Source organism: Aquimarina aggregata (genome assembly GCF_001632745.1).
Classification (GTDB): domain Bacteria; phylum Bacteroidota; class Bacteroidia; order Flavobacteriales; family Flavobacteriaceae; genus Aquimarina; species Aquimarina aggregata.
The window spans coordinates 141480-159999 of sequence record NZ_LQRT01000001.1; the positions used below are offsets into that span (position 1 = coordinate 141480).

An 18520-nucleotide genomic window follows, 5' to 3' on the forward strand; every position below is an offset into this window, starting at 1 on the left:
TAATTAAAAAGAAACTGAAAGTCCAACCACCAAATTACGAGCTCTTGGATATGCAGAATAATCAATCCCAAAAGAAGGTACGCCATTGATATTTTTGTCAACATTTACTTCTGGATCTTGACCAGAATAGCCTGTAATAGTAAATAGATTTTGACCTGTTGCACTTATTCTTAAGCTCTGGACAAACTTAATTTTATCTGTATTGAATGTATAGCCGATAGATAAGTTTTGCAACCTTATGAATGATCCATCCTCTAAAAACCGAGTAGAAACCCCATTACCATTGGTGTCAGCCTCGTTTGTACCTATCACATCTTGTGTTACATTATGACCACCCACAAGTGCTGATCTATAAAATTGTGCATTGGCATTATTGTTATAAATGTATGCTCCAACAGAACCGGAGAAAAATACATTCATATCAAAATTTTTATATGTTATATCATTAGAAAAACCAAAAGTATAATCTGGCAGAGGTGATTTACCTATTAATTTTGCCTCACTTTCTATACTAAAACCATTTTCATCAAAACCACCAAACTCAGGTATAAAATATGCGTATAATGGTTGACCTTGAGTAATAACCTGTGCAAATGCTCCAGTTAAGCCAGGACCACTAATAGCACCCGTTTGTATAGTTCTATCTATTTTAGTTACTTCATTTTTATTGAAACCAACATTGAAAGAAGATGTCCAATTTGTCTTTTCTGTATCGATAATAGATACTTCTACGCCCATTTCAAAACCTTGATTAACTACCTCTGCATCCAGATTATCAAAAAAGAAAGGTGCAGGTGCAGGAACGGCACTATCTAATTGAAGTAATAAATCTGTAGTTGTTTTTTTATACACATCAAATGAGCCTCTTACTCTACTATTCATAAATGCAAAATCAATACCAGCGTTTAATTGAGTCGTGGTTTCCCATTTTAAATTCGGATTAGAAAATCTCGGAGCGGATAAATTATTATTACTATCATATCTTTGTATAGTAAGGGCTGCTCCTCCTGGAAATTCCTGATTACCTGTAATACCATATCCTACTCTAAGTTTTAAATCATCGATTGAATCAGGAATAAAGTCTTCATCAGATATTCGCCAGGCAAAGGCTACCGATGGGAAATAACCATATCGATTGTTTTCTCCAAATTTACTTGAGCCATCAGCTCGCAAAGTACCTGTAAAGATATACTTATCGTCAAACGAATAAGTCAACCTTCCAAAGAAAGATTGAAGTTCATCTTTAGATGCAAAACTTCCTGCTTCTCCAGCCCTACCGATAGCGGTGGTAGCAGATTCTAAATTATTTAGCATCACATTAATATCTGTTGTTTGAAAGTTTTCTACTGTGAATACTGAAGTTCTTAACGCAAAATCTTGAAACGAATACCCTACTAAAGCGTTTAGTCTACTTTTTTCGCTTATTTCTTTTGTATAGTTAAGGGTATGTTCTGCGAGTAGATTAGATTGAAAAACATCGGCAACAGTTACGATACCCCCTCTTGAAGAGATTGCGGCAATAAGATTACTTGAGATTGCACTTTTACGCTCAGAACTAGAACGATCAATAGCAAAATTAAACTTATAACTAAAATTATCATTAAATCGATAGTTAGCAGAGATATTACCTAAAAGTCTAAACGTATCCGTTTTGTCACTAGAAAATGCCAAAATAGCTGCAGGGTTAAGTTCAGAAACTCCTGGTTGATTAAAACTGCCATCAGGGTTAAAAATTGGTTGTGTTGGATTTGCCCTATTTGCCGCACCTAATAAATCACCTGGCACACCAGCATCATTAGAAATTTGTGGATTATCATCAAGAATATTTGTGCCGGCTACAAAAGCATTTATCTTTAATCTATCATCAAACAATTTATACGTAGTATTAATAGTACCGGAATACACTTTGGTACCACTTCCTCTTACAATACCTTCTTGATCTTGTACTCCAAAAGACAAAGCATACACCGAAGAACCATCCTCATTACCACCACCATAACTAAAATGATGATTGTTAGAATACGCTGATCTATATACTACATCTTGCCAATCTGTATTTCCTCCTAAATCGGTGCCTCCTTCTGCTACAAATTCCTGAGCTGATAGTAATGGCAATCTATTTGTAATAGTACTTACAGCTACCGAAGTGTTATAAACTAACGAACTTTTACCTGACTTACCATTTTTTGTTGTAATTAAAATCACACCATTTGCTCCTCTGGACCCATAAATTGCTGTTGCAGAAGCATCTTTTAGAATATCGATACTTGTGATATCGTTTGGGTTAAGAAAACTAAGAGGGTTCTTAGGAGTAGTATTACCATTACCAGCATCATTACCTCCAACATTAGCACCTGATGGGGCTATTGGCGAACCACTTAAAGGAACTCCATTAAGCACATATAAAGGCCCATTACCACTTCTAACAGAAGATGTTCCTCTTATTCTTACATTTACATTTCCTCCTGGTTCTCCTCCATCTGTAGAAATTTGAACACCCGCGGTTTTGCCTTGAATCAATTGCTCTGGAGATGAAATTTGTCCTCTATTGAAAACTTCTGATTTTATAGTGGATACTGCACCAGTAACATCTCTTTTTCTGGAAGAGCCATATCCCACAAGAACAATTTCATCTAATCCTGCTGCATCCTCTTTTAAAACTATGTTTAAGGTAGTTTGATCATTAACTACTACTTCTTGAGTGGTAAAACCAAGAAAAGAGATGACTAAGGTTGGTGTATCTCCTTTTAAGGTAATAGAAAAATTACCATCAAAATCTGTTTGCACCCCATTGTCGGTATCTTTCTCAAGAATATTAGCCCCCGGTAAAGGCTGTCCTTTGTCATCAGAGACAATACCACTTACTTCTATTTGTTGATCTTCATCATTATTTATTTCTGATCTATCCCCAGAATTCTCTGTTGTTGTAACTTTACGTAGTAGAATTTTGCGATTATCAATTTCATAAAGAGTATTTGTGTTATCAAAAAGAATACTCAATACGTTTTTAATATTCGCATTTTTTACATTTATTGAAACCTTGCGATTTAGGTCAACCGCATTTGTCTTAAAAATAAATTTGAATTCTGAATTCGCTTCTATTTCATCAATAACCCGAGAAACACTTGTATCATCAAGATTCAAAGTCATTTTTGCTTTTTGAGAATATGAAGTATTTGCCTGCAGTGCAATTATTGAAATCAGAATAAAAAGAAGGGATAATTTCATTTTTAAATCTAGTTTAAACTTCCACTTGGCATTATCTGCCCTGGAATTTCTGAGTTTTTTCATACTTTTGTGTGTTTAATTGTAATTAGTTATTTTTAATTAATTGCTACAACTCATCGGGGAATGTTGCCGCATTTCCCGATTTTTTTAATTCATATAAGACCTTAGCATTTAATAATTGTAGGTGTGTTTGGTGATCTTAATTAATTAGAATTTTATTATTTATAATTTCAAATTCTATGTCAAAAAATTTATTAAAATAATTCAAAACTTCTTCAATTGTTTCATTATCGACTTCGATACTTGCATTAAAATTTTCGTTTGCAAGTTCTTCATTGTTAATAATAATGGAAACATTATATACCCGTTCTAATTTTTTTGCAATTTCCCTAAAAGGGGCATTTCTAAAAACAACATTGCCTGTCATCCAAGATGTATACAGAGATGTATTAACTTTTGATGTAGAAATAGAATTTTCTTTTTTGTTAAAAACTCCGTTAAAACCAGGTTTTAGAATAACCGATTTTTCCTTGTTTCCTTTATATGATTGCTTATCCAATTCTACAGAACCTTCTACGAGCACCACTTCTATCTGAGAATCTTCTTTGTACGTAGATACATTAAATTTTGTACCCAATACTTCTACATTAAGTTCTTGAGCATCTATAATAAAAGGGTGTAATTTGTCTTCTGCAACGTCAAAAAAGGCTTCACCGTTTAAAAACACCTGTCTACTTTGCCCTTTAATAAACTGAACTGGATATTTTATGGAACTACCAGAATTTAAGAATATACTTGTTCCATCTGATAATACAATATCAAATCTCTTACCGTACGGCACTGTTAAGGTATTATATGTAAGTTTTTCTGTATGTGTGGCATCATTATAAACTAATTTACCTCTATTCTGAGACCCTACCAAATTTCCTTTAGCATCTACAACTGTCGAGGTACCATCTTCAGAAATCACTTGAATATTACCATTCTCAAGCTCTAGTGTAATAAGTTCTACCTTAGGCTCTACAACTATATTATTTGTACTCTTAGCAAAAAAATCATTTTGAAAATAATAACCTATTCCTATAAAAATAATCGCTACGGCAGCATACTTGAGCATCGATCTATACTTAATGCGATAAAGAAAATTCTTTTCCTTCTGTATTTCATTAAGTAGTTGTTCTCTTATTTTACTTGAATCTGGATCATTCATAGCAACTATTATTGCGAAATGTGTTTTTACAAAATCTCTAAAAATCAACTCATTTTCTGGATCTTGGATCCAAATATCTAGTTTATCTAACTCTTCTGAGTTAGCTGATTTGTTAAGAAACTTAATAAGAATAATATCTATTTCTGGAGTATCCATTCAAATTCATTTAATTAATAGTAATACAAGACCGATTATCACAACCCTAATATTTTATTAATTTTTTTTTTACATTCGTAATGTTTTTAACAAGAAATTATGAATTCATCAAGCTATAAAAAAGACTTTAGTGATAATGCGATTTTAGTAGATAGCCTAAAAAAAGGGGAAGAAAAAGCCTATATATTCTTGTTAGATACTTACCATAGAAAACTGTATGCCTATGCATTAACATTAATAGATGATCCTGTTATAGCCGAAGATATTGTTCAAAATGTTTTTTTAAATACTTGGCAATACCGAAAAAAACTTAACGCTAAATACGTAATCAAGAGTTTTTTGTATAAATCTGTATATAATCAATTTATAAACACATACACTAAAAATAAGGCCACTATGCTTTTGCAAATGAAATATTATGAAGTTATGTATGAGGAAGTTGAAAAAACAGATGAGAAATCACTCGAAAGAATAATAACTTTAGTTTCTAAAGAAATAGAAAAGCTACCTCCAAAGTGCAAAGAGGTATTTTCATTAAGTAAAAAAGAAGGATTAACAAATGCAGAAATTTCGGAATACCTTAATATTTCTATTAAAACGGTAGAAGCTCAAATAACCAAAGCCTTTACAACGCTAAGAAAAAAATTAGGGAATAAAATAAAGGTATCACTGTTCTTATTATTTTCTTTCAAATAATTTCAATTAATAGCCAGTAAAAGATAAAAAAAGGACCACTTTCCCATAAGTGGTCCATTAAAATGATTAGTACTAACCTATTATAGTACAGCAATCACAAATTGTATTCCTAATTGATAATTCTTAATCGATAAACGGATTACTCCATTTGGTATCGGTATATACATTTGTACCAGATAATGTTTTTATAAATGCTTCTAAAGCTTCGATATTCTCAGCACTTAAATTAAGGTTTTGGCCGTTCCCTGCTGGTCCACCTTTTAGACGATTATCGAGATTTGCGTTTCCTGTAGCATCAATATCATTATAATGTTCTAATACAGCCGTAAGAGAAGTTAGACTTGCATCATGCATTAATGCTCCATTAAGAACACCTTGGTCATTAAATATATCTCTAAGTGTAGGTGCTCTGGTAATTGTTATATCTATAGCGGTGGCATTACCAAAAACACCAATAACGCCATTATTTAAACTGTTTGGATCAATATCAAATTCTGGTGCTGCATGACAAGTAATGCAGCCTGCACCATTTTGATTTGGTGGTCTAAAAAATAAATCTTTTCCTGTATTTTCAAGATCAGTGAAATTAGGAAACTGTTGATTATCGTTTTGGACAGTAGCTCTACCCGAATCATATTTAGAATCAAAAGATTGTATACTTCTTATGAACTGAGCTAAACTTTCTTGTAATCTTGTTTCTGTAATTGTAGTATTACCATATACAGACTGAAATAATTCTTGATAATAATTTAAACCTTCTAGTTTTGTTAAAAGGTCTTGAAATGTTGGAGCTCCATTTTCGCCGCTAAATCCCATCTCTGCATGATCTTGAATAGGCTGGGTAGTTTGTTCTTCTAATGTATTAGCGCGTTCATCCCAAAAAAAACGTGATTCTCGTGCAAATCTAGCATTAATCAATCGCATACTATGTCTACCTGTAACACCATTCACACCTGTGCTTACATCGTTTTGATCACTAAAAGCAAAAGCTTGTTGATGACAACTAGCACAAGCTATTGTATTATCTGTAGATAAATTTTTATCATAAAAAAGTACACGTCCTAAAGTTGCTTTTGCATCTGTAATATCATTCTCTAAAGTGTTATCCTGCGTAATATAGTTAGGAATGCCTTGATCTGCATAATTTAATAAATTATCTAAATCTATATTTTGACCAAAAATATCTTGCAATACCGATGCATCAGTAGACGTTCCAGGGTTTTCGTTAGAAACATCAGTATAGTCATCTCCAGAACAGGAAGTTATTATCACAGATATTGCTAAAAATAAAATTCTTTTTAAGTTCATCGTAAGGGATTAGATTTGGGTTTCTAAAGTCTTATTACGAACAAATATAATTTAAGATTTCTTTAACATCTAATTTTTATGTTAAAAATATTTAATTATTTTATACAACTCTTTGTTAACTAGATGAATAAAAGGAATACCAGTAATTTATAAAGGGTATTTATGCACTTAACCATTTAATGGTTTTGATTTTTTAACGATAAAATAGGTATTTAAACGTATAACAAACACTTAAAAAAGATGGGTTTTAAAGTCTATTATAGCGTATTTTAACATTTTACTTGGAATAAGAAACTATTTCTTTTTCTTAGAAGAAATTTTAAAATCTCTTCGTGCTTTGATTTTATTATACAAAACTACAATCACTACAACTAAACCGAGAACTAATAAACCTCCTCGACCCGTTAGATATTCAAACATTTCCATTGTTATTTTTTCGAACAAATATATCTAATTTCTAAAAAAAAGAACTCTCCATTAGGAACATCTACTAAACTGCTTCCCACATCTTATCTGCATTTAACCTAAAACTTCCTAAATGATCAAAATTACATTCGGTAGGCGAGATTATTGATAAAAAGGGACGTTCTTCTCGATTTTTATACAGATGGTAAATTTCGCCAACTACTGGTTCAAAATTAAACTTAGCATTATATACTAAATTATTATACTCATATGTAGCTATTAAATCATCGTATTGAGCTTTTAACTCATCATATTTTGCCTTTACTTGTTTATTAACTTTATATATATTCGAGTTTTTCCATGCTACGGTATCTGGAGTTGTAATAACGGGTGCACCAGTGTCTGTTGCATATGGTTTTAGCGCTGCATCATATCGTCCTTCTTTTTCATTATATACTACCTGATCTGGTTTTTTCTTTTTCATCGTTTTGAGATTTTATTATGCGTAATTTGTCGCTGCATTGTACATTTAAAACGTCCTTCTTCAAAAATACGTTTCTTTAAATGTTTTGTCTTTCTTCCTTGTACTCTTTTTCTCCACATTTTAAAACTTGAAGGTTTCATCTCTCGACGCATCAAATTAATAACTTCTTGCTCTTTTAAACCAAATTGAAACAAAATAGCATCAAAAGGGGTTCTATCTTCCCAGGCCATTTCTATAATTCGATCAATATTTCGTATTGATAATTTTTCTTTCATTTTATTCTAATTTTTTACGATTTGGAAGCGTATGTGTTTTTAAAATTCGATAACTTTCTTTTTTAACAAGCGCATCATCTTTCATCTTCCAAAGTGCATCGCTTGCTTTTTTACGTGTGACTTGCATATCAACTATAGGAAAAGGATAATCCTCTCCAAGAACGACATTATTAAATTTTTGATCTAGTGTTGTCATTTTATAAGGCTCGTGTATAAATGGTACTGGAACATTTTGTAATTCTGGAACCCATTTCTTTATAAATACACCTTCTGGATCATGAAGCATACTATTTTTAATTGGATTATAAATTCTAAGCATATTTATACCCGTTTCTCCTGCTTGCATTTGTAATTGTGGAAAATGTATCCCTGGTTCAAAATCTAAAAATAGACTTGATAAATATGCACTAGCAGCTTGCCAAGGTTGCCAAAGGTTATGTGTAAAAAAAGAAACTACCATAGCGCGCATTCTAAAATTAATATATCCTGTTTCTTTTAGGCAACGCATACAAGCGTCTACCAATGGGTATCCAGTTTTTCCGTCTTTCCATGCATCTTGATATCCCAAAGAAATTTTCTTTTTAAGAATATGATAGCCTTTATTGATGCTTTCAAATTCCATAATCTCTTCCATTTCGAATTTTTGCACGAAATGTACTTGCCAATTTAATCTAGAGGTAAAAGCGTCTATTTGCTTTTTATTATCTGAGTTTGCCCTAAACGCTATAGCATATTGCCACACTTGTCTAACAGATAAATTCCCCCATGCCAAATATGGAGATAATCGACTACAGCCTTTCCTTGCTAATTCTGGTTTTGAAATATGAAAACTATAATTTTTATACCTTCCTTGATAGAAAAAAGAATGTAAATACTTTTCTGCTATTATACTACCTCCTTCTTGAAAATTTGTATTCTTTTCTGTTTCTAAAGACTCTAAAGTAAAAACCTTCTCAACCTCAGAAATGGTCGTCAATGAAACAAAGTCGTTACTATCCGGATTAAATTTAAATTGAGTTCCATTCATATAAGACTCACAATCTTCTCGCCATGAATCTCTATTTTTTAATCCTCTAAATATCCCATTATTGCTATTTTCTTTCCATGAGATCAAATTATTTTTACAAAAGACTTTAAATGCTCTATCTCTATCATATGTGATTTTAATCCCGGTTTCTTGATGAGAAAAAACAGTATCTATTTTCCAAAATTGTTGTAATGTGCTAAACGTCTTTATTACTTCTGATGATACTGCTAGTACTTTTGTATTAAATATTGCAAGTTGCTTATTAATATCTTTTAGTGATTGTTTTATAAAATTCCAATGTCGCTCACTATAATGATCGTCCTCTTTAAGTGAGTTTTCAAAGACATATACTAAAAGCACTGGGTTTTTAGATTGTAAAGCATTAAAAACAGCTTCATTATCATGAAGCCTAAGGTCTCTTTTTAACCAAACAATATTGATATGTTCTTTAGGATTAATATGCATCAGGATTTGATATTATTGCGTTTGCTCTATTTTTCAGTGCGGTTAACTTGTCTTTATCCATTTTATTAAGTAAACTCATCATCATTTTCATACGCTGATTATTTTTAAAATGATCTCGTTTATCATCTAAAAAATTCCAATACAATGCATTAAAAGGACACGCATCGTCTTCGACTTTTTTGGTGACATTATAGCTACAACTTTTACAGTAATTACTCATTTTATTAATATAACTACCACTAGACACATAGGGTTTGGTCGCTACAATACCACCATCTGCAAACTGGCTCATACCTCTGGTATTTGTGATCTCTACCCATTCAATTGCATCTATATAGATCCCTAAATACCAATGATCAACTGCAGATGGATCTGTTTGGGTAAGTAATGCATAATTACCCGTTATCATTAATCTCTGTATATGATGAGCATAAGCATTATCCAAGCTTTGTTTGATAGCATGACTAAGACAATTCATTTTTGTATCTCCGGTCCAATAAAAATTAGGCAATGCATTATAGTTTTCTAAAAGGTTGAGATTTTGATATTCAGGCATTTTCATCCAATAAATACCACGCATGTATTCTCGCCATCCTAAAATTTGCCTTACAAATCCCTCTACCTGAGATATATCGATAGCATTTTGATGTACTCTCCAATACTCAACCACAGTATTAATAACCTCTGTTGGATGTAACATTTTACTATTCATTGCAAAGGATAACCGACTATGAAATAGAAATTTTTCATCTGGATGCATCGCATCTTGATAGTCTCCGAAATAAACCAATAAATTTTCACAAAAATAATGTAGCAGATTAAGACAATCTTCTCTACAAATTGGCCAATCAAAGTTTTTAGGATCAATAGTACCTATCGTGGCCACGTCATTACTTTTAATATACTCTAAAACAGTTTCAACATTTTTATGAAATCTTTTTTCTTGTGGAATGATGGGTTTTCCTGTCCATTTTTTTCGATTACTTTGGTCAAAATTCCATTTTCCACCTTCTGGTTCTGTTTTACTTAGCATCATAATGTCATATCGTTTGCGCATATAGCGATAGAAATATTCCATCATGAATTGCTTTTTTCCTTTAAAGAAAACTTCAAGATCTGTTCTAGAAGTTAAAAAATGTTCGGTATCGTACACCTTAAATTTTATAGTAAGAGTAGTACAGAAACTTTTTAATTGTTCATCCAAACGATACTCATCTGGGAATTGATATTCAAATTTGGTAACCTTTTTATCCTTTATTATTTTTTTAAGATTTAAAACTAAATCCTGTTCGTTATCTTTATGATCCAAAGCATAGTACACGACATTTTTTCCTTGATCTTTTAAATGTTGCGCAAAATTTTGCATACTTATGAAGAATGCAACTACTTTTTGAATATGATGTTTAACATAGTCTGTTTCCTGACGCATCTCTGCCATAAAATAGCATACATTAGTATCTGTTTCATCATACCATGAATGATTATAGTTTAACTGATCACCAAGAATAAGTCTTAATATCATGGTTTAAAATATTGTAGGTTGAAGCCATAGTTGTTGAAATTTTTGCTTAGGATCATATCGTTGCGCTTGGAGTCTATTATTAAATTTGCGATCTCTTGGATCATTACCAACTCCAGAAACATAAAGCCAATTACCATAGTTACTATGCACATCATAATCGATAAGCATAGCTTCAAAATAAGCTGCTCCAATTCTCCAGTCTAATTCTTGATTTTTCGCAAAAAAAGAAGCTACATTTTGTCGACCTCGATTACTCATCCATCCAGTGTATTTAAGCTCAATCATGTTTGCATTTACAAAAGGCTCATTCGTTTCTCCGTAGATCCATTTTTTTACTAATTCTTGATCTTTGTTCCATAGATATTCTTTGTTTTGAATCCCTGTTAACTTAAAGATAGCATTGCCATGTTTTAAAGAAATATATTTAAAGAAATCTCTCCAAATGAGTTCAAAAATCAACCAATATGTAGATTCATTGGCACCTATCTCTTGTTCGTATCGTTTAATTTCAAAATATATAGTTCTTGGAGAGATACTACCATTTGCAAGCCAAGCAGAAAGTTTAGAACTGTAATTTTCACCCATTAATCCATTACGCGTTTTTTTGTAATATGATAGTTTTTTTGTTTCCCAAAAGTATTCTTGAATACGCTGAAGAGCTTGGGATTCTCCCCCAGTAAATGGAAAAGCTGATCTGGAATCTGTAGTAAATTCGTTAAAACCTAAAGATGCTAATGTTGGTATTATTGAATTATTTTCGATCTTATTTCCTAATGAAACTTTTGCGACAGTGCACTCTTTTCTCACTGGTACAAATTTTTCGCACTTCTTACGGAAATTAGTAAATACGTCTGGTATATCTTTAAGTTGGAAAGGAATATCATCGGGATGAAATAGAAATTGATCATAACTCTCTTTCCATTGCATAGCATATCGTTTGGTCCCTTTTTTTACAGCATTAGTAACTTTAACCTCTTCTTCTGTCCATTCTTTTTGCATATAGAGATTTGTAATATTTCTATCTTCTAAGAATTGAGGAAAAACATCTTCTGGGTATTGCTTATAAATAAACAAAGGGATATTTAGTTTTTCTAAATTATCCTGTAATTCGGTAATTGATTCTATCAAAAATTTCGCTCGATATTGTTCAGTTTTTTTAAAACCAAAAGAACTCACTTCAAAGTGTCTTGGGTCAAAAAAATAAATACCTATGATGTTCTCATTTTCTGTTATTGCCGATAATAATGAAGCATTATCATTTACGCGCAAATCGTTTCTAAACCAAACTAATCCTGTACCACTCATCTACTTATTCTTATTTCTTCTACAACGTTCACTACAATAACGAACCTCACCCCATACTTTCTCCCATTTTTTACGCCAAGCAAAGGGCCTATTACAGACTACACATGTTTTAATTGGAAGGTTTGATTTTTTCATTAATCAATTTGTTTAACGAATTTACGAAATCATTAAACAAATAAAAAAATATAAAAGAGCTTTAACAGAATATATACACTATTTACATAGCTTCTAATTGAATAAAAGTGGTATAACCTCCTCAGGAGTAATTGCAAAAACCTGATCTTCTTTTTGCGGTTTAATGGTGTGCTTACCTGTAAAAGTTCCAAAGGCAGGTAATATTAATTGATCTTTCTTCTTAAAAAAGCAAGGAACTGTGAGCGTTTGCTTTCCCATCCCTTTTAATTGCACTCCAGGGTGTATATGTCCCGAGAAATTAAAAAAACCCGATCTACTTTCGGGATGATGTGTAAGAAGTACTTCATCTATTAACCATTCATTTGTAACATGAATATCTAATTCTTCAAACTTTAACGGAGAAATCACATCATGATTTCCTGCCACCAATACTACTTTTGCATCTATTTTGCCAATCCATTGCTCAAATAATATCCATTCTGTATTTAGATAACTATGAAACAAATCGCCTAAAAAACAGAGTGTTTTTGGGTTAAAATATTCTAGTACAGCATCTAATTGTATAAAATTATCATCAATTGCACCGTGCGGAACTGCACTGCCATGTTTTCTAAAGTGTGTAACTTTTCCTAGATGCACATCTGCAACTAATACCATATCTTTTTCTCGCCAATATATGACCCCACTCGGATGAAGTATAAATGTTTGATTATTTATATGTATTGTTTGGGTTTTCATAGTTGTTACTCTAAGAAAATCAAGATTTTTCTAATTGTGCTGTCATTTTTTTGATACGATCTGCTAACTTTTCTGATGAGAGTTTTTCTCGAAGTCGATCTGTAATAATCGGAAAAGAAAAAGGTGTCGGTTTTTTACAAGGTCTCCATGTTATATTTTGTGAATTTATACGCTCTAAAGCTAATTGCAATCTTCCTTCTTCTAATTGATGTTCAAATGTTTCTGTAAATGCTTGTTGAAATAATAGATTATCAGGTTCATAGTCTTTAAAAACATTAAAAAGTAATTGAGAACTAGATTGTAGGTGCTTACTCTTTATTAACTTATCAGGATAGCCTGTAAACACCAGTCCAGCAATAACGGCTATATCTCTAAATTTTCTTCTTGCCATTTCGGTTGCGTTTAAGCTTTTCTGTAAATCATTTTTTAAAAACCGGGTCGTAAACAAATCATTATCTAAAACCTGTTGTATATCTATTTCTTGATCAGATAGTAGTTCAAAACCATAATCATTATAGGCAATAGAAAATGTAATAGGATCTAGTAAGCTTATGCGATACGCTATTAAACTTGCCATAGCCTCATGAACAAATCTACCTTCAAAAGGATAAAAGATAGCGTGATATCCTTCTCTTGTTTTAAAGGTTTCTATCAAAAATTCATTAGACGAAGGGACAACACTTTCCCGTTCTTGTCTTTCAAAAATATGTGATAGCGCCTTAAGTTCTTTGGATTTCTTTACTGTTGTAGTCCCTGCTAAATAAAGTTCATCTCTTAACAGCTCACTCATTTCAGAAGAAAAACTCATGCGACCCCCCATCCAACTAGGAATTTTAGAGGTTTTTTGTTTAGATTTCTTAACTAAAACCTGCATATTTTTGATTCTAAAAAGAGCAAGGTTTCTACCTGCAAAAGTAAATACATCTCCTGGCTTTAATTTAGATACAAACCATTCTTCAATAGAACCTAAATAACCTCCTGTTACATATTTTACAGATAATACTGCATCGCTTACAATTGTACCTATTTGTAATCGATGCCGCATTGCAACTGCTCTACTATTTACTTTAAATCTGCCATCACTTTCGATTTCTACTTTTTTATATTCATCATACGTTTGTAGACTTTGACTTCCAAAAGTGATAAAATTTAAAATCCATCGAAATTGTTCTTTTGTAATGGATTGAAAACAGAATGTTCTTTTAATTTCTGGAAAAATCTGATCCGGATAAAACCCATTAGACACAGCAAGACTTATTAAATACTGTACCAATACATCAAAACTGTTTAAGTACGGTATTCTATCTTCTATACTTTGTTTTTTTACAGCTTTTTGTAATGCAGAAGCTTCAATTAATTCCATCGCATGTGTTGGCAGGAAATAAATCACACTTTGTTTTCCTGGTTGGTGACCACTGCGACCTGCACGTTGTAAAAATCGAGCTACACCCTTGGGTCCACCGATTTGAATTATCGTTTCTACCGGAGCAAAATCTACACCTAAATCAAGGCTAGAGGTACACACTACAGCTTTAAGTGTTCCTTCTCTAATAGCATGTTCGACCCAAAGACGAGTCTCCTTGTTTATACTTCCATGGTGCATTGCTATTTCTCCAGCAAGTTCAGGGTGTTTTTCTAATAATTTCTGAAACCAAATTTCACATTGTGCTCTGGTATTTGTAAATAACAATGTGGTTTTACTTTGTTCTATAATCGGAATTACTTCTTCTAACAAATGCAAACCCAAATGCCCTCTCCAGGGAAAAGTTTCCATTTGAGAAGGTATTATAGATTGCACTTTTATCTTTTTATTGATATTTGCCTTTATCAGTATCGAGTTTTTCCCTGCATTAGATTCATGACCAAGGAGAACCTCTTTAGCTTGTTCTAAATTTCCTATTGTCGCAGATATACCCCAAATTCTAAGTTCTGGAGCTATATTTTTAAGTCTCGACAGTCCAAGTTCCATTTGTACTCCTCGCTTACTTCCCAAAAGCTCATGCCATTCATCAATAATGACTGCAGTCAAATCCTTAAATGTCTTATCATACCCTTTAGACGCCAATAACAATTGTAAGCTTTCTGGAGTTGTAATTAACAAATCCGGCATAGATCTTTTTTGAGCCGCACGTTCTTTCTGTGAAGTATCACCTGTTCGAATACCAACAGTAAAAGGCACTCCTATTTCATTGACAAAACGTTCTGCGGCTTGTTTAATCTCTACAGAAAGTGCTCGAAGAGGAGTTATCCATAATGCTTTTACTCCTTTACGATGTTTCGTTTTATAATTTGGATTTTTCTTGATGTAATCCAAAACTATAGGAATCCATAGTGCATATGTTTTACCACTGCCCGTTGGAGCATTAAGCAGTCCATTTTTGCCTTGATAAAAAGCATTCCAGGTTTGCTTCTGAAAAGGAAATGGTTTCCAGGATCGTGCTGTAAACCACTCCTCGGCAATTTTATCAAGTTCTTTTTTATTCATACAATTATTTCGAAGAAGGAATCATCGCTTTAAGATCTTCAAGCGTATTTGCTTCTTCTATTTTTTTATCTTGTCTCCATCTCAAAATACGTGGAAATCTCGTGGCAATACCGCTTTTATGCCTTTTGGAAAATGCAATTCCTTCAAACGCTATTTCAAACACTAATTCTGGGGTAACACTTCTAACGGGACCAAACCTCTCTAAAGTATTTTTCTTAATCCAACTATCAACTTGTTTAAATTCTGCATCTGTTAAGCCTGAATATGCTTTTGCAAAAGTTACTAATTCTGTATTTTCCCGATTCCAGAGTGCAAATGTATAATCTGTAAAAAGATTAGATCTTCGTCCATGTCCTCTCATTGCATAAGTAAGTACCGCATCTATTGTTAAAGGATCTACTTTCCATTTCCACCAATCCCCTTTTTTTCTCCCTACTTTATATATTGCATCATTACGTTTAAGCATTAAACCTTCACTACAAATTTCTCGAGATTTTGCTCTTTCTTCTGCTACATCTTTCCACGTTTCTAAGCTAATTCTTTCTGATAATTGCAATGTATTTTTATTTGATCCTGTGTTGTGATTGTTATATTGTAAGAATAATTTCTCTAAGATTTTTCTTCTTTCTAAATATGTTGATGTCCTTATATCTTTTTCTTCCCATTCAAGTATATCATACACTTTTAGAATTACAGGAGTCTTAGCTAGTAAGGTTTTAGATATGGTTTTCCTTCCGATACGGGTTTGTAAATCGTTAAACGTTCCGATTGCACCTTCAGGAAACGGTAGTATTTCACCATCAAGAACGGTTCCGTTGGGTATTTCTTCGACAAATTGACGAAATTCGGGATACTTATCGGTTACCAATTCCTCACCTCTACTCCAAACAAACAATTCTTTATTTCGAATAATAACCTGAGCTCTAATCCCATCCCACTTATACTCTATACTCCATTCTTTAACATTTCCAAGACCAGAAACCTCTTCTTCTATAGCATAAGCTAAATAAAACGGATAAGGTTTAGATAAAAAATCTTCGGGTCTTTCTCTTAGAATAAGATCTTCAAAAGTAATGGTATCTGGATCCCAATTACCCATAAGCTTATATGCTAAAATATCCTCATCTATTTCTGTTGCTTTTGATAAGGCTCTTGTCATTAGTTTTTGACTAACTCCAATTCTAAACCCTCCTGTAATGAGCTTGGTAAACACAAAACGTTCATAATAATTAAGCTTTGACCAATTCTCTAAAACATAAGATTTCTTTTCTTGATCATCTTTCTTTTTAAGTGTTATAAACTCTTTCAAAAATTGACTTAATGGTTTTTGAGTACTTTCATTAGATGCAGGAACGACTAGAGCAATCGTCTCTGCTAAATCTCCCACAATATGATAGGATTCTTCAAAAAGCCATAAAGGTATATTTGCAAGTTCTGCTGCCCATGATCGTAAAACTGTAGTATTTATAGGACGAGGGGGGCGACGATGAGATAGTATCGCGATAGTCCAAACCTTGTCTACATTTTCTGCTTTTTTAAAATATGACGCTAAGGCCTCTACCTTAAGATTTGTCTTATTGGTACTATCTAATGTTTTTATTAATTCGGCAAATAATTTCATGATTTACCCCCATCTGCTTTATCAACCTCACTATCGGTAAGTTCTCCTTCATACTGAGTTTTCTCTGTTCTTGCATCATATCCTTGTTCTCTCAAGTATCTTGAAAAAATATCTGTATATCCATGAGTACATATGATTTTATGTGCTTCTGTAGCTTTTATAGCAGTAAGTAACCCTTGCCAATCGCAATGATCAGACAGTACAAAACCTTTATCAATAGCTCTACGACGACGCGCACCTCTAAAAGTCATCCAACCACTTGCGGAGGCGGTTACATATGGGACCATTTTTCGAATCCAAGTACTACCATGAGCACTCGGTGGAGCTAATACGATATGTCCTAGTAAATCGGTCTTCTTGGTTTCTTTTGTTATTAATGTTGTATCTGGAAGATCAATCATAGGTCTTATAACTTCTGTCATGTTTTCTATAGCACCATGTGTATATATTTTTCCTATTGAAGAATCGAGATGTTTTAACAGGCGTTGTGCTTTTCCTAAAGAATATCCAAAAAGTACAGATGTTTTTCCTTCTGATTTATTTGTATCCCACCATGTATTGATATTATTAAATACTAGTTCTTGAGGCTCCCATTTAAAAGGAGGTAACCCAAAAGTGCATTCTGTAATAAAAGTGTGACATTTTACAGGTTCAAAAACTTGTGATATCCCATCGTCTTCGATTTTATAATCTCCTGTAAATACCCATACTTCTCCTTTATGCTCTACACGAATTTGTGAACTGCCAATAATATGACCTGCGGGATGCAAAGAGAATTTTACATTATTAATTGTAAACGTTTCATCATACGATTTGCCACTCACATTAATCTCGCCTAATCGATGTTTAATAATTGGGATATTGGTATGATGTGTTATATATTGTTTATGCCCCCAACGACTATGATCTGCATGGCTATGACTAATAATTGCTTTATTTACAGGCCGCCATGGGTCTATATACACATCTGCCGCTTCACAATAAATTCCGTTTTCGTTAAACACAAGTAGCGGAGTTAGCATTTTTCTCCTAAAGATATTAGAAATATTGTAAAAATGATACTCAAATCACATTTTACAAATGCTAACAAATGATTATTGCAAACACAAATGAATAAAGCTCCATGTAAACATAATAGACAGCAAAACTGTACGTAACCAGTTTTTACGTATTAAAGTACTTAACATTTGGTGGTCAGTATCGCCAAATGAAATTTTACTGTGCATTGGGACAAACTGCAAAAAAGTAGATAACCAAATAATAGAAATTATGATAAGACTTCCTATTTCATAACTACCAAGTTTATGAAAACTCTGAACGATGGCCAAACTTAATTGGCCTATCATTAAAGGCATAACAATATATGTTATCCTTAAAACATATTTCTTATGCCACTGTCGCAACCCTTCTGCTTTGTAATAACTAAAGCTCGGGTAGATTAAGATTTGAACGTGCCAAAT

General features: G+C 32.6%; 14 protein-coding genes. 1 reads left to right on the forward strand and 13 read right to left on the reverse strand.

What is annotated here, in order from left to right; translation table 11 throughout:
* Nucleotides 1-3: 3 nt before the first annotated feature.
* Both AWE51_RS00580 and AWE51_RS00585 read right to left on the reverse strand, forming a co-directional pair.
* Nucleotides 4-3291: a SusC/RagA family TonB-linked outer membrane protein gene (locus AWE51_RS00580; protein WP_066308008.1), complete on the reverse strand. Its 3288-nt coding sequence runs from the start codon at nucleotides 3289-3291 to the stop codon at nucleotides 4-6.
* Between the two features lie 136 nt (nucleotides 3292-3427).
* Nucleotides 3428-4594, reverse strand: a complete 1167-nt coding sequence (locus tag AWE51_RS00585) for a FecR family protein (protein WP_066308011.1) — start codon at nucleotides 4592-4594, stop codon at nucleotides 3428-3430.
* A gap of 99 nt (nucleotides 4595-4693) precedes the next feature.
* Here AWE51_RS00585 and AWE51_RS00590 point away from each other — a divergent pair, with 99 nt between their 5' ends.
* Nucleotides 4694-5290: an RNA polymerase sigma factor gene (locus AWE51_RS00590; protein WP_066308013.1), complete on the forward strand. Its 597-nt coding sequence runs from the start codon at nucleotides 4694-4696 to the stop codon at nucleotides 5288-5290.
* A gap of 123 nt (nucleotides 5291-5413) precedes the next feature.
* On the opposite strand, the gene AWE51_RS00595 is transcribed toward AWE51_RS00590, so the two are convergent.
* The 11 genes from AWE51_RS00595 to AWE51_RS00640 all read right to left on the reverse strand — a co-directional run bounded on the left by AWE51_RS00595 (nucleotide 5414) and on the right by AWE51_RS00640 (nucleotide 18082).
* On the reverse strand, nucleotides 5414-6598 hold the full coding sequence (locus AWE51_RS00595; RefSeq protein WP_066308015.1) for a cytochrome-c peroxidase: 1185 nt from the start codon (nucleotides 6596-6598) through the stop codon (nucleotides 5414-5416).
* A 490-nt stretch (nucleotides 6599-7088) separates the two neighbouring features.
* Nucleotides 7089-7487, reverse strand: coding sequence for a DUF2452 domain-containing protein (locus AWE51_RS00600; RefSeq protein ID WP_066308018.1), 399 nt, complete (start codon nucleotides 7485-7487; stop codon nucleotides 7089-7091).
* Complete coding sequence (locus tag AWE51_RS00605) at nucleotides 7484-7762, reverse strand: TIGR03643 family protein (RefSeq protein WP_066308021.1); 279 nt, start codon at nucleotides 7760-7762, stop codon at nucleotides 7484-7486. Before AWE51_RS00605 ends, AWE51_RS00600 begins: the two co-directional genes overlap by 4 nt.
* A gap of 1 nt (nucleotide 7763) precedes the next feature.
* A complete protein-coding gene (locus AWE51_RS00610; RefSeq protein ID WP_066308023.1) occupies nucleotides 7764-9254 on the reverse strand; it encodes a cryptochrome/deoxyribodipyrimidine photo-lyase family protein in 1491 nt (496 codons plus the stop codon).
* Nucleotides 9244-10776, reverse strand: a complete 1533-nt coding sequence (locus AWE51_RS00615; protein ID WP_066308025.1) for a cryptochrome/photolyase family protein — start codon at nucleotides 10774-10776, stop codon at nucleotides 9244-9246. The genes AWE51_RS00610 and AWE51_RS00615 overlap by 11 nt, the downstream gene beginning before the upstream one ends.
* Nucleotides 10777-10779: 3 nt before the next feature.
* Complete coding sequence (locus AWE51_RS00620) at nucleotides 10780-12081, reverse strand: DASH family cryptochrome (RefSeq protein WP_066308032.1); 1302 nt, start codon at nucleotides 12079-12081, stop codon at nucleotides 10780-10782.
* Nucleotides 12082-12216: a DUF2256 domain-containing protein gene (locus AWE51_RS25985; RefSeq protein ID WP_082832258.1), complete on the reverse strand. Its 135-nt coding sequence runs from the start codon at nucleotides 12214-12216 to the stop codon at nucleotides 12082-12084. It lies immediately after the preceding gene.
* Between the two features lie 93 nt (nucleotides 12217-12309).
* Complete coding sequence (gene pdeM / locus AWE51_RS00625; protein WP_066308033.1) at nucleotides 12310-12954, reverse strand: ligase-associated DNA damage response endonuclease PdeM; 645 nt, start codon at nucleotides 12952-12954, stop codon at nucleotides 12310-12312.
* 19 nt (nucleotides 12955-12973) lie between these two features.
* Nucleotides 12974-15439, reverse strand: coding sequence for a ligase-associated DNA damage response DEXH box helicase (locus tag AWE51_RS00630; protein ID WP_066308036.1), 2466 nt, complete (start codon nucleotides 15437-15439; stop codon nucleotides 12974-12976).
* A gap of 4 nt (nucleotides 15440-15443) precedes the next feature.
* Nucleotides 15444-17060: an ATP-dependent DNA ligase gene (locus AWE51_RS00635; protein ID WP_066308038.1), complete on the reverse strand. Its 1617-nt coding sequence runs from the start codon at nucleotides 17058-17060 to the stop codon at nucleotides 15444-15446.
* Complete coding sequence (locus AWE51_RS00640) at nucleotides 17057-18082, reverse strand: ligase-associated DNA damage response exonuclease (RefSeq protein ID WP_066308039.1); 1026 nt, start codon at nucleotides 18080-18082, stop codon at nucleotides 17057-17059. The genes AWE51_RS00635 and AWE51_RS00640 overlap by 4 nt, the downstream gene beginning before the upstream one ends.
* Nucleotides 18083-18520 lie beyond the last annotated feature (438 nt).

What these genes read in the sequence shown, in the direction of transcription:
- AWE51_RS00580 (WP_066308008.1), bottom strand. Translation starts at nt 3,291, where the DNA reads ATGAAAAAACTCAGAAATTCCAGGGCAGATAATGCCAAGTGGAAGTTT.
- AWE51_RS00585 (WP_066308011.1), bottom strand. Translation starts at nt 4,594, where the DNA reads ATGGATACTCCAGAAATAGATATTATTCTTATTAAGTTTCTTAACAAA.
- AWE51_RS00590 (WP_066308013.1), top strand. Translation starts at nt 4,694, where the DNA reads ATGAATTCATCAAGCTATAAAAAAGACTTTAGTGATAATGCGATTTTA.
- AWE51_RS00595 (WP_066308015.1), bottom strand. Translation starts at nt 6,598, where the DNA reads ATGAACTTAAAAAGAATTTTATTTTTAGCAATATCTGTGATAATAACT.
- AWE51_RS00600 (WP_066308018.1), bottom strand. Translation starts at nt 7,487, where the DNA reads ATGAAAAAGAAAAAACCAGATCAGGTAGTATATAATGAAAAAGAAGGA.
- AWE51_RS00605 (WP_066308021.1), bottom strand. Translation starts at nt 7,762, where the DNA reads ATGAAAGAAAAATTATCAATACGAAATATTGATCGAATTATAGAAATG.
- AWE51_RS00610 (WP_066308023.1), bottom strand. Translation starts at nt 9,254, where the DNA reads ATGCATATTAATCCTAAAGAACATATCAATATTGTTTGGTTAAAAAGA.
- AWE51_RS00615 (WP_066308025.1), bottom strand. Translation starts at nt 10,776, where the DNA reads ATGATATTAAGACTTATTCTTGGTGATCAGTTAAACTATAATCATTCA.
- AWE51_RS00620 (WP_066308032.1), bottom strand. Translation starts at nt 12,081, where the DNA reads ATGAGTGGTACAGGATTAGTTTGGTTTAGAAACGATTTGCGCGTAAAT.
- AWE51_RS25985 (WP_082832258.1), bottom strand. Translation starts at nt 12,216, where the DNA reads ATGAAAAAATCAAACCTTCCAATTAAAACATGTGTAGTCTGTAATAGG.
- pdeM (WP_066308033.1), bottom strand. Translation starts at nt 12,954, where the DNA reads ATGAAAACCCAAACAATACATATAAATAATCAAACATTTATACTTCAT.
- AWE51_RS00630 (WP_066308036.1), bottom strand. Translation starts at nt 15,439, where the DNA reads ATGAATAAAAAAGAACTTGATAAAATTGCCGAGGAGTGGTTTACAGCA.
- AWE51_RS00635 (WP_066308038.1), bottom strand. Translation starts at nt 17,060, where the DNA reads ATGAAATTATTTGCCGAATTAATAAAAACATTAGATAGTACCAATAAG.
- AWE51_RS00640 (WP_066308039.1), bottom strand. Translation starts at nt 18,082, where the DNA reads ATGCTAACTCCGCTACTTGTGTTTAACGAAAACGGAATTTATTGTGAA.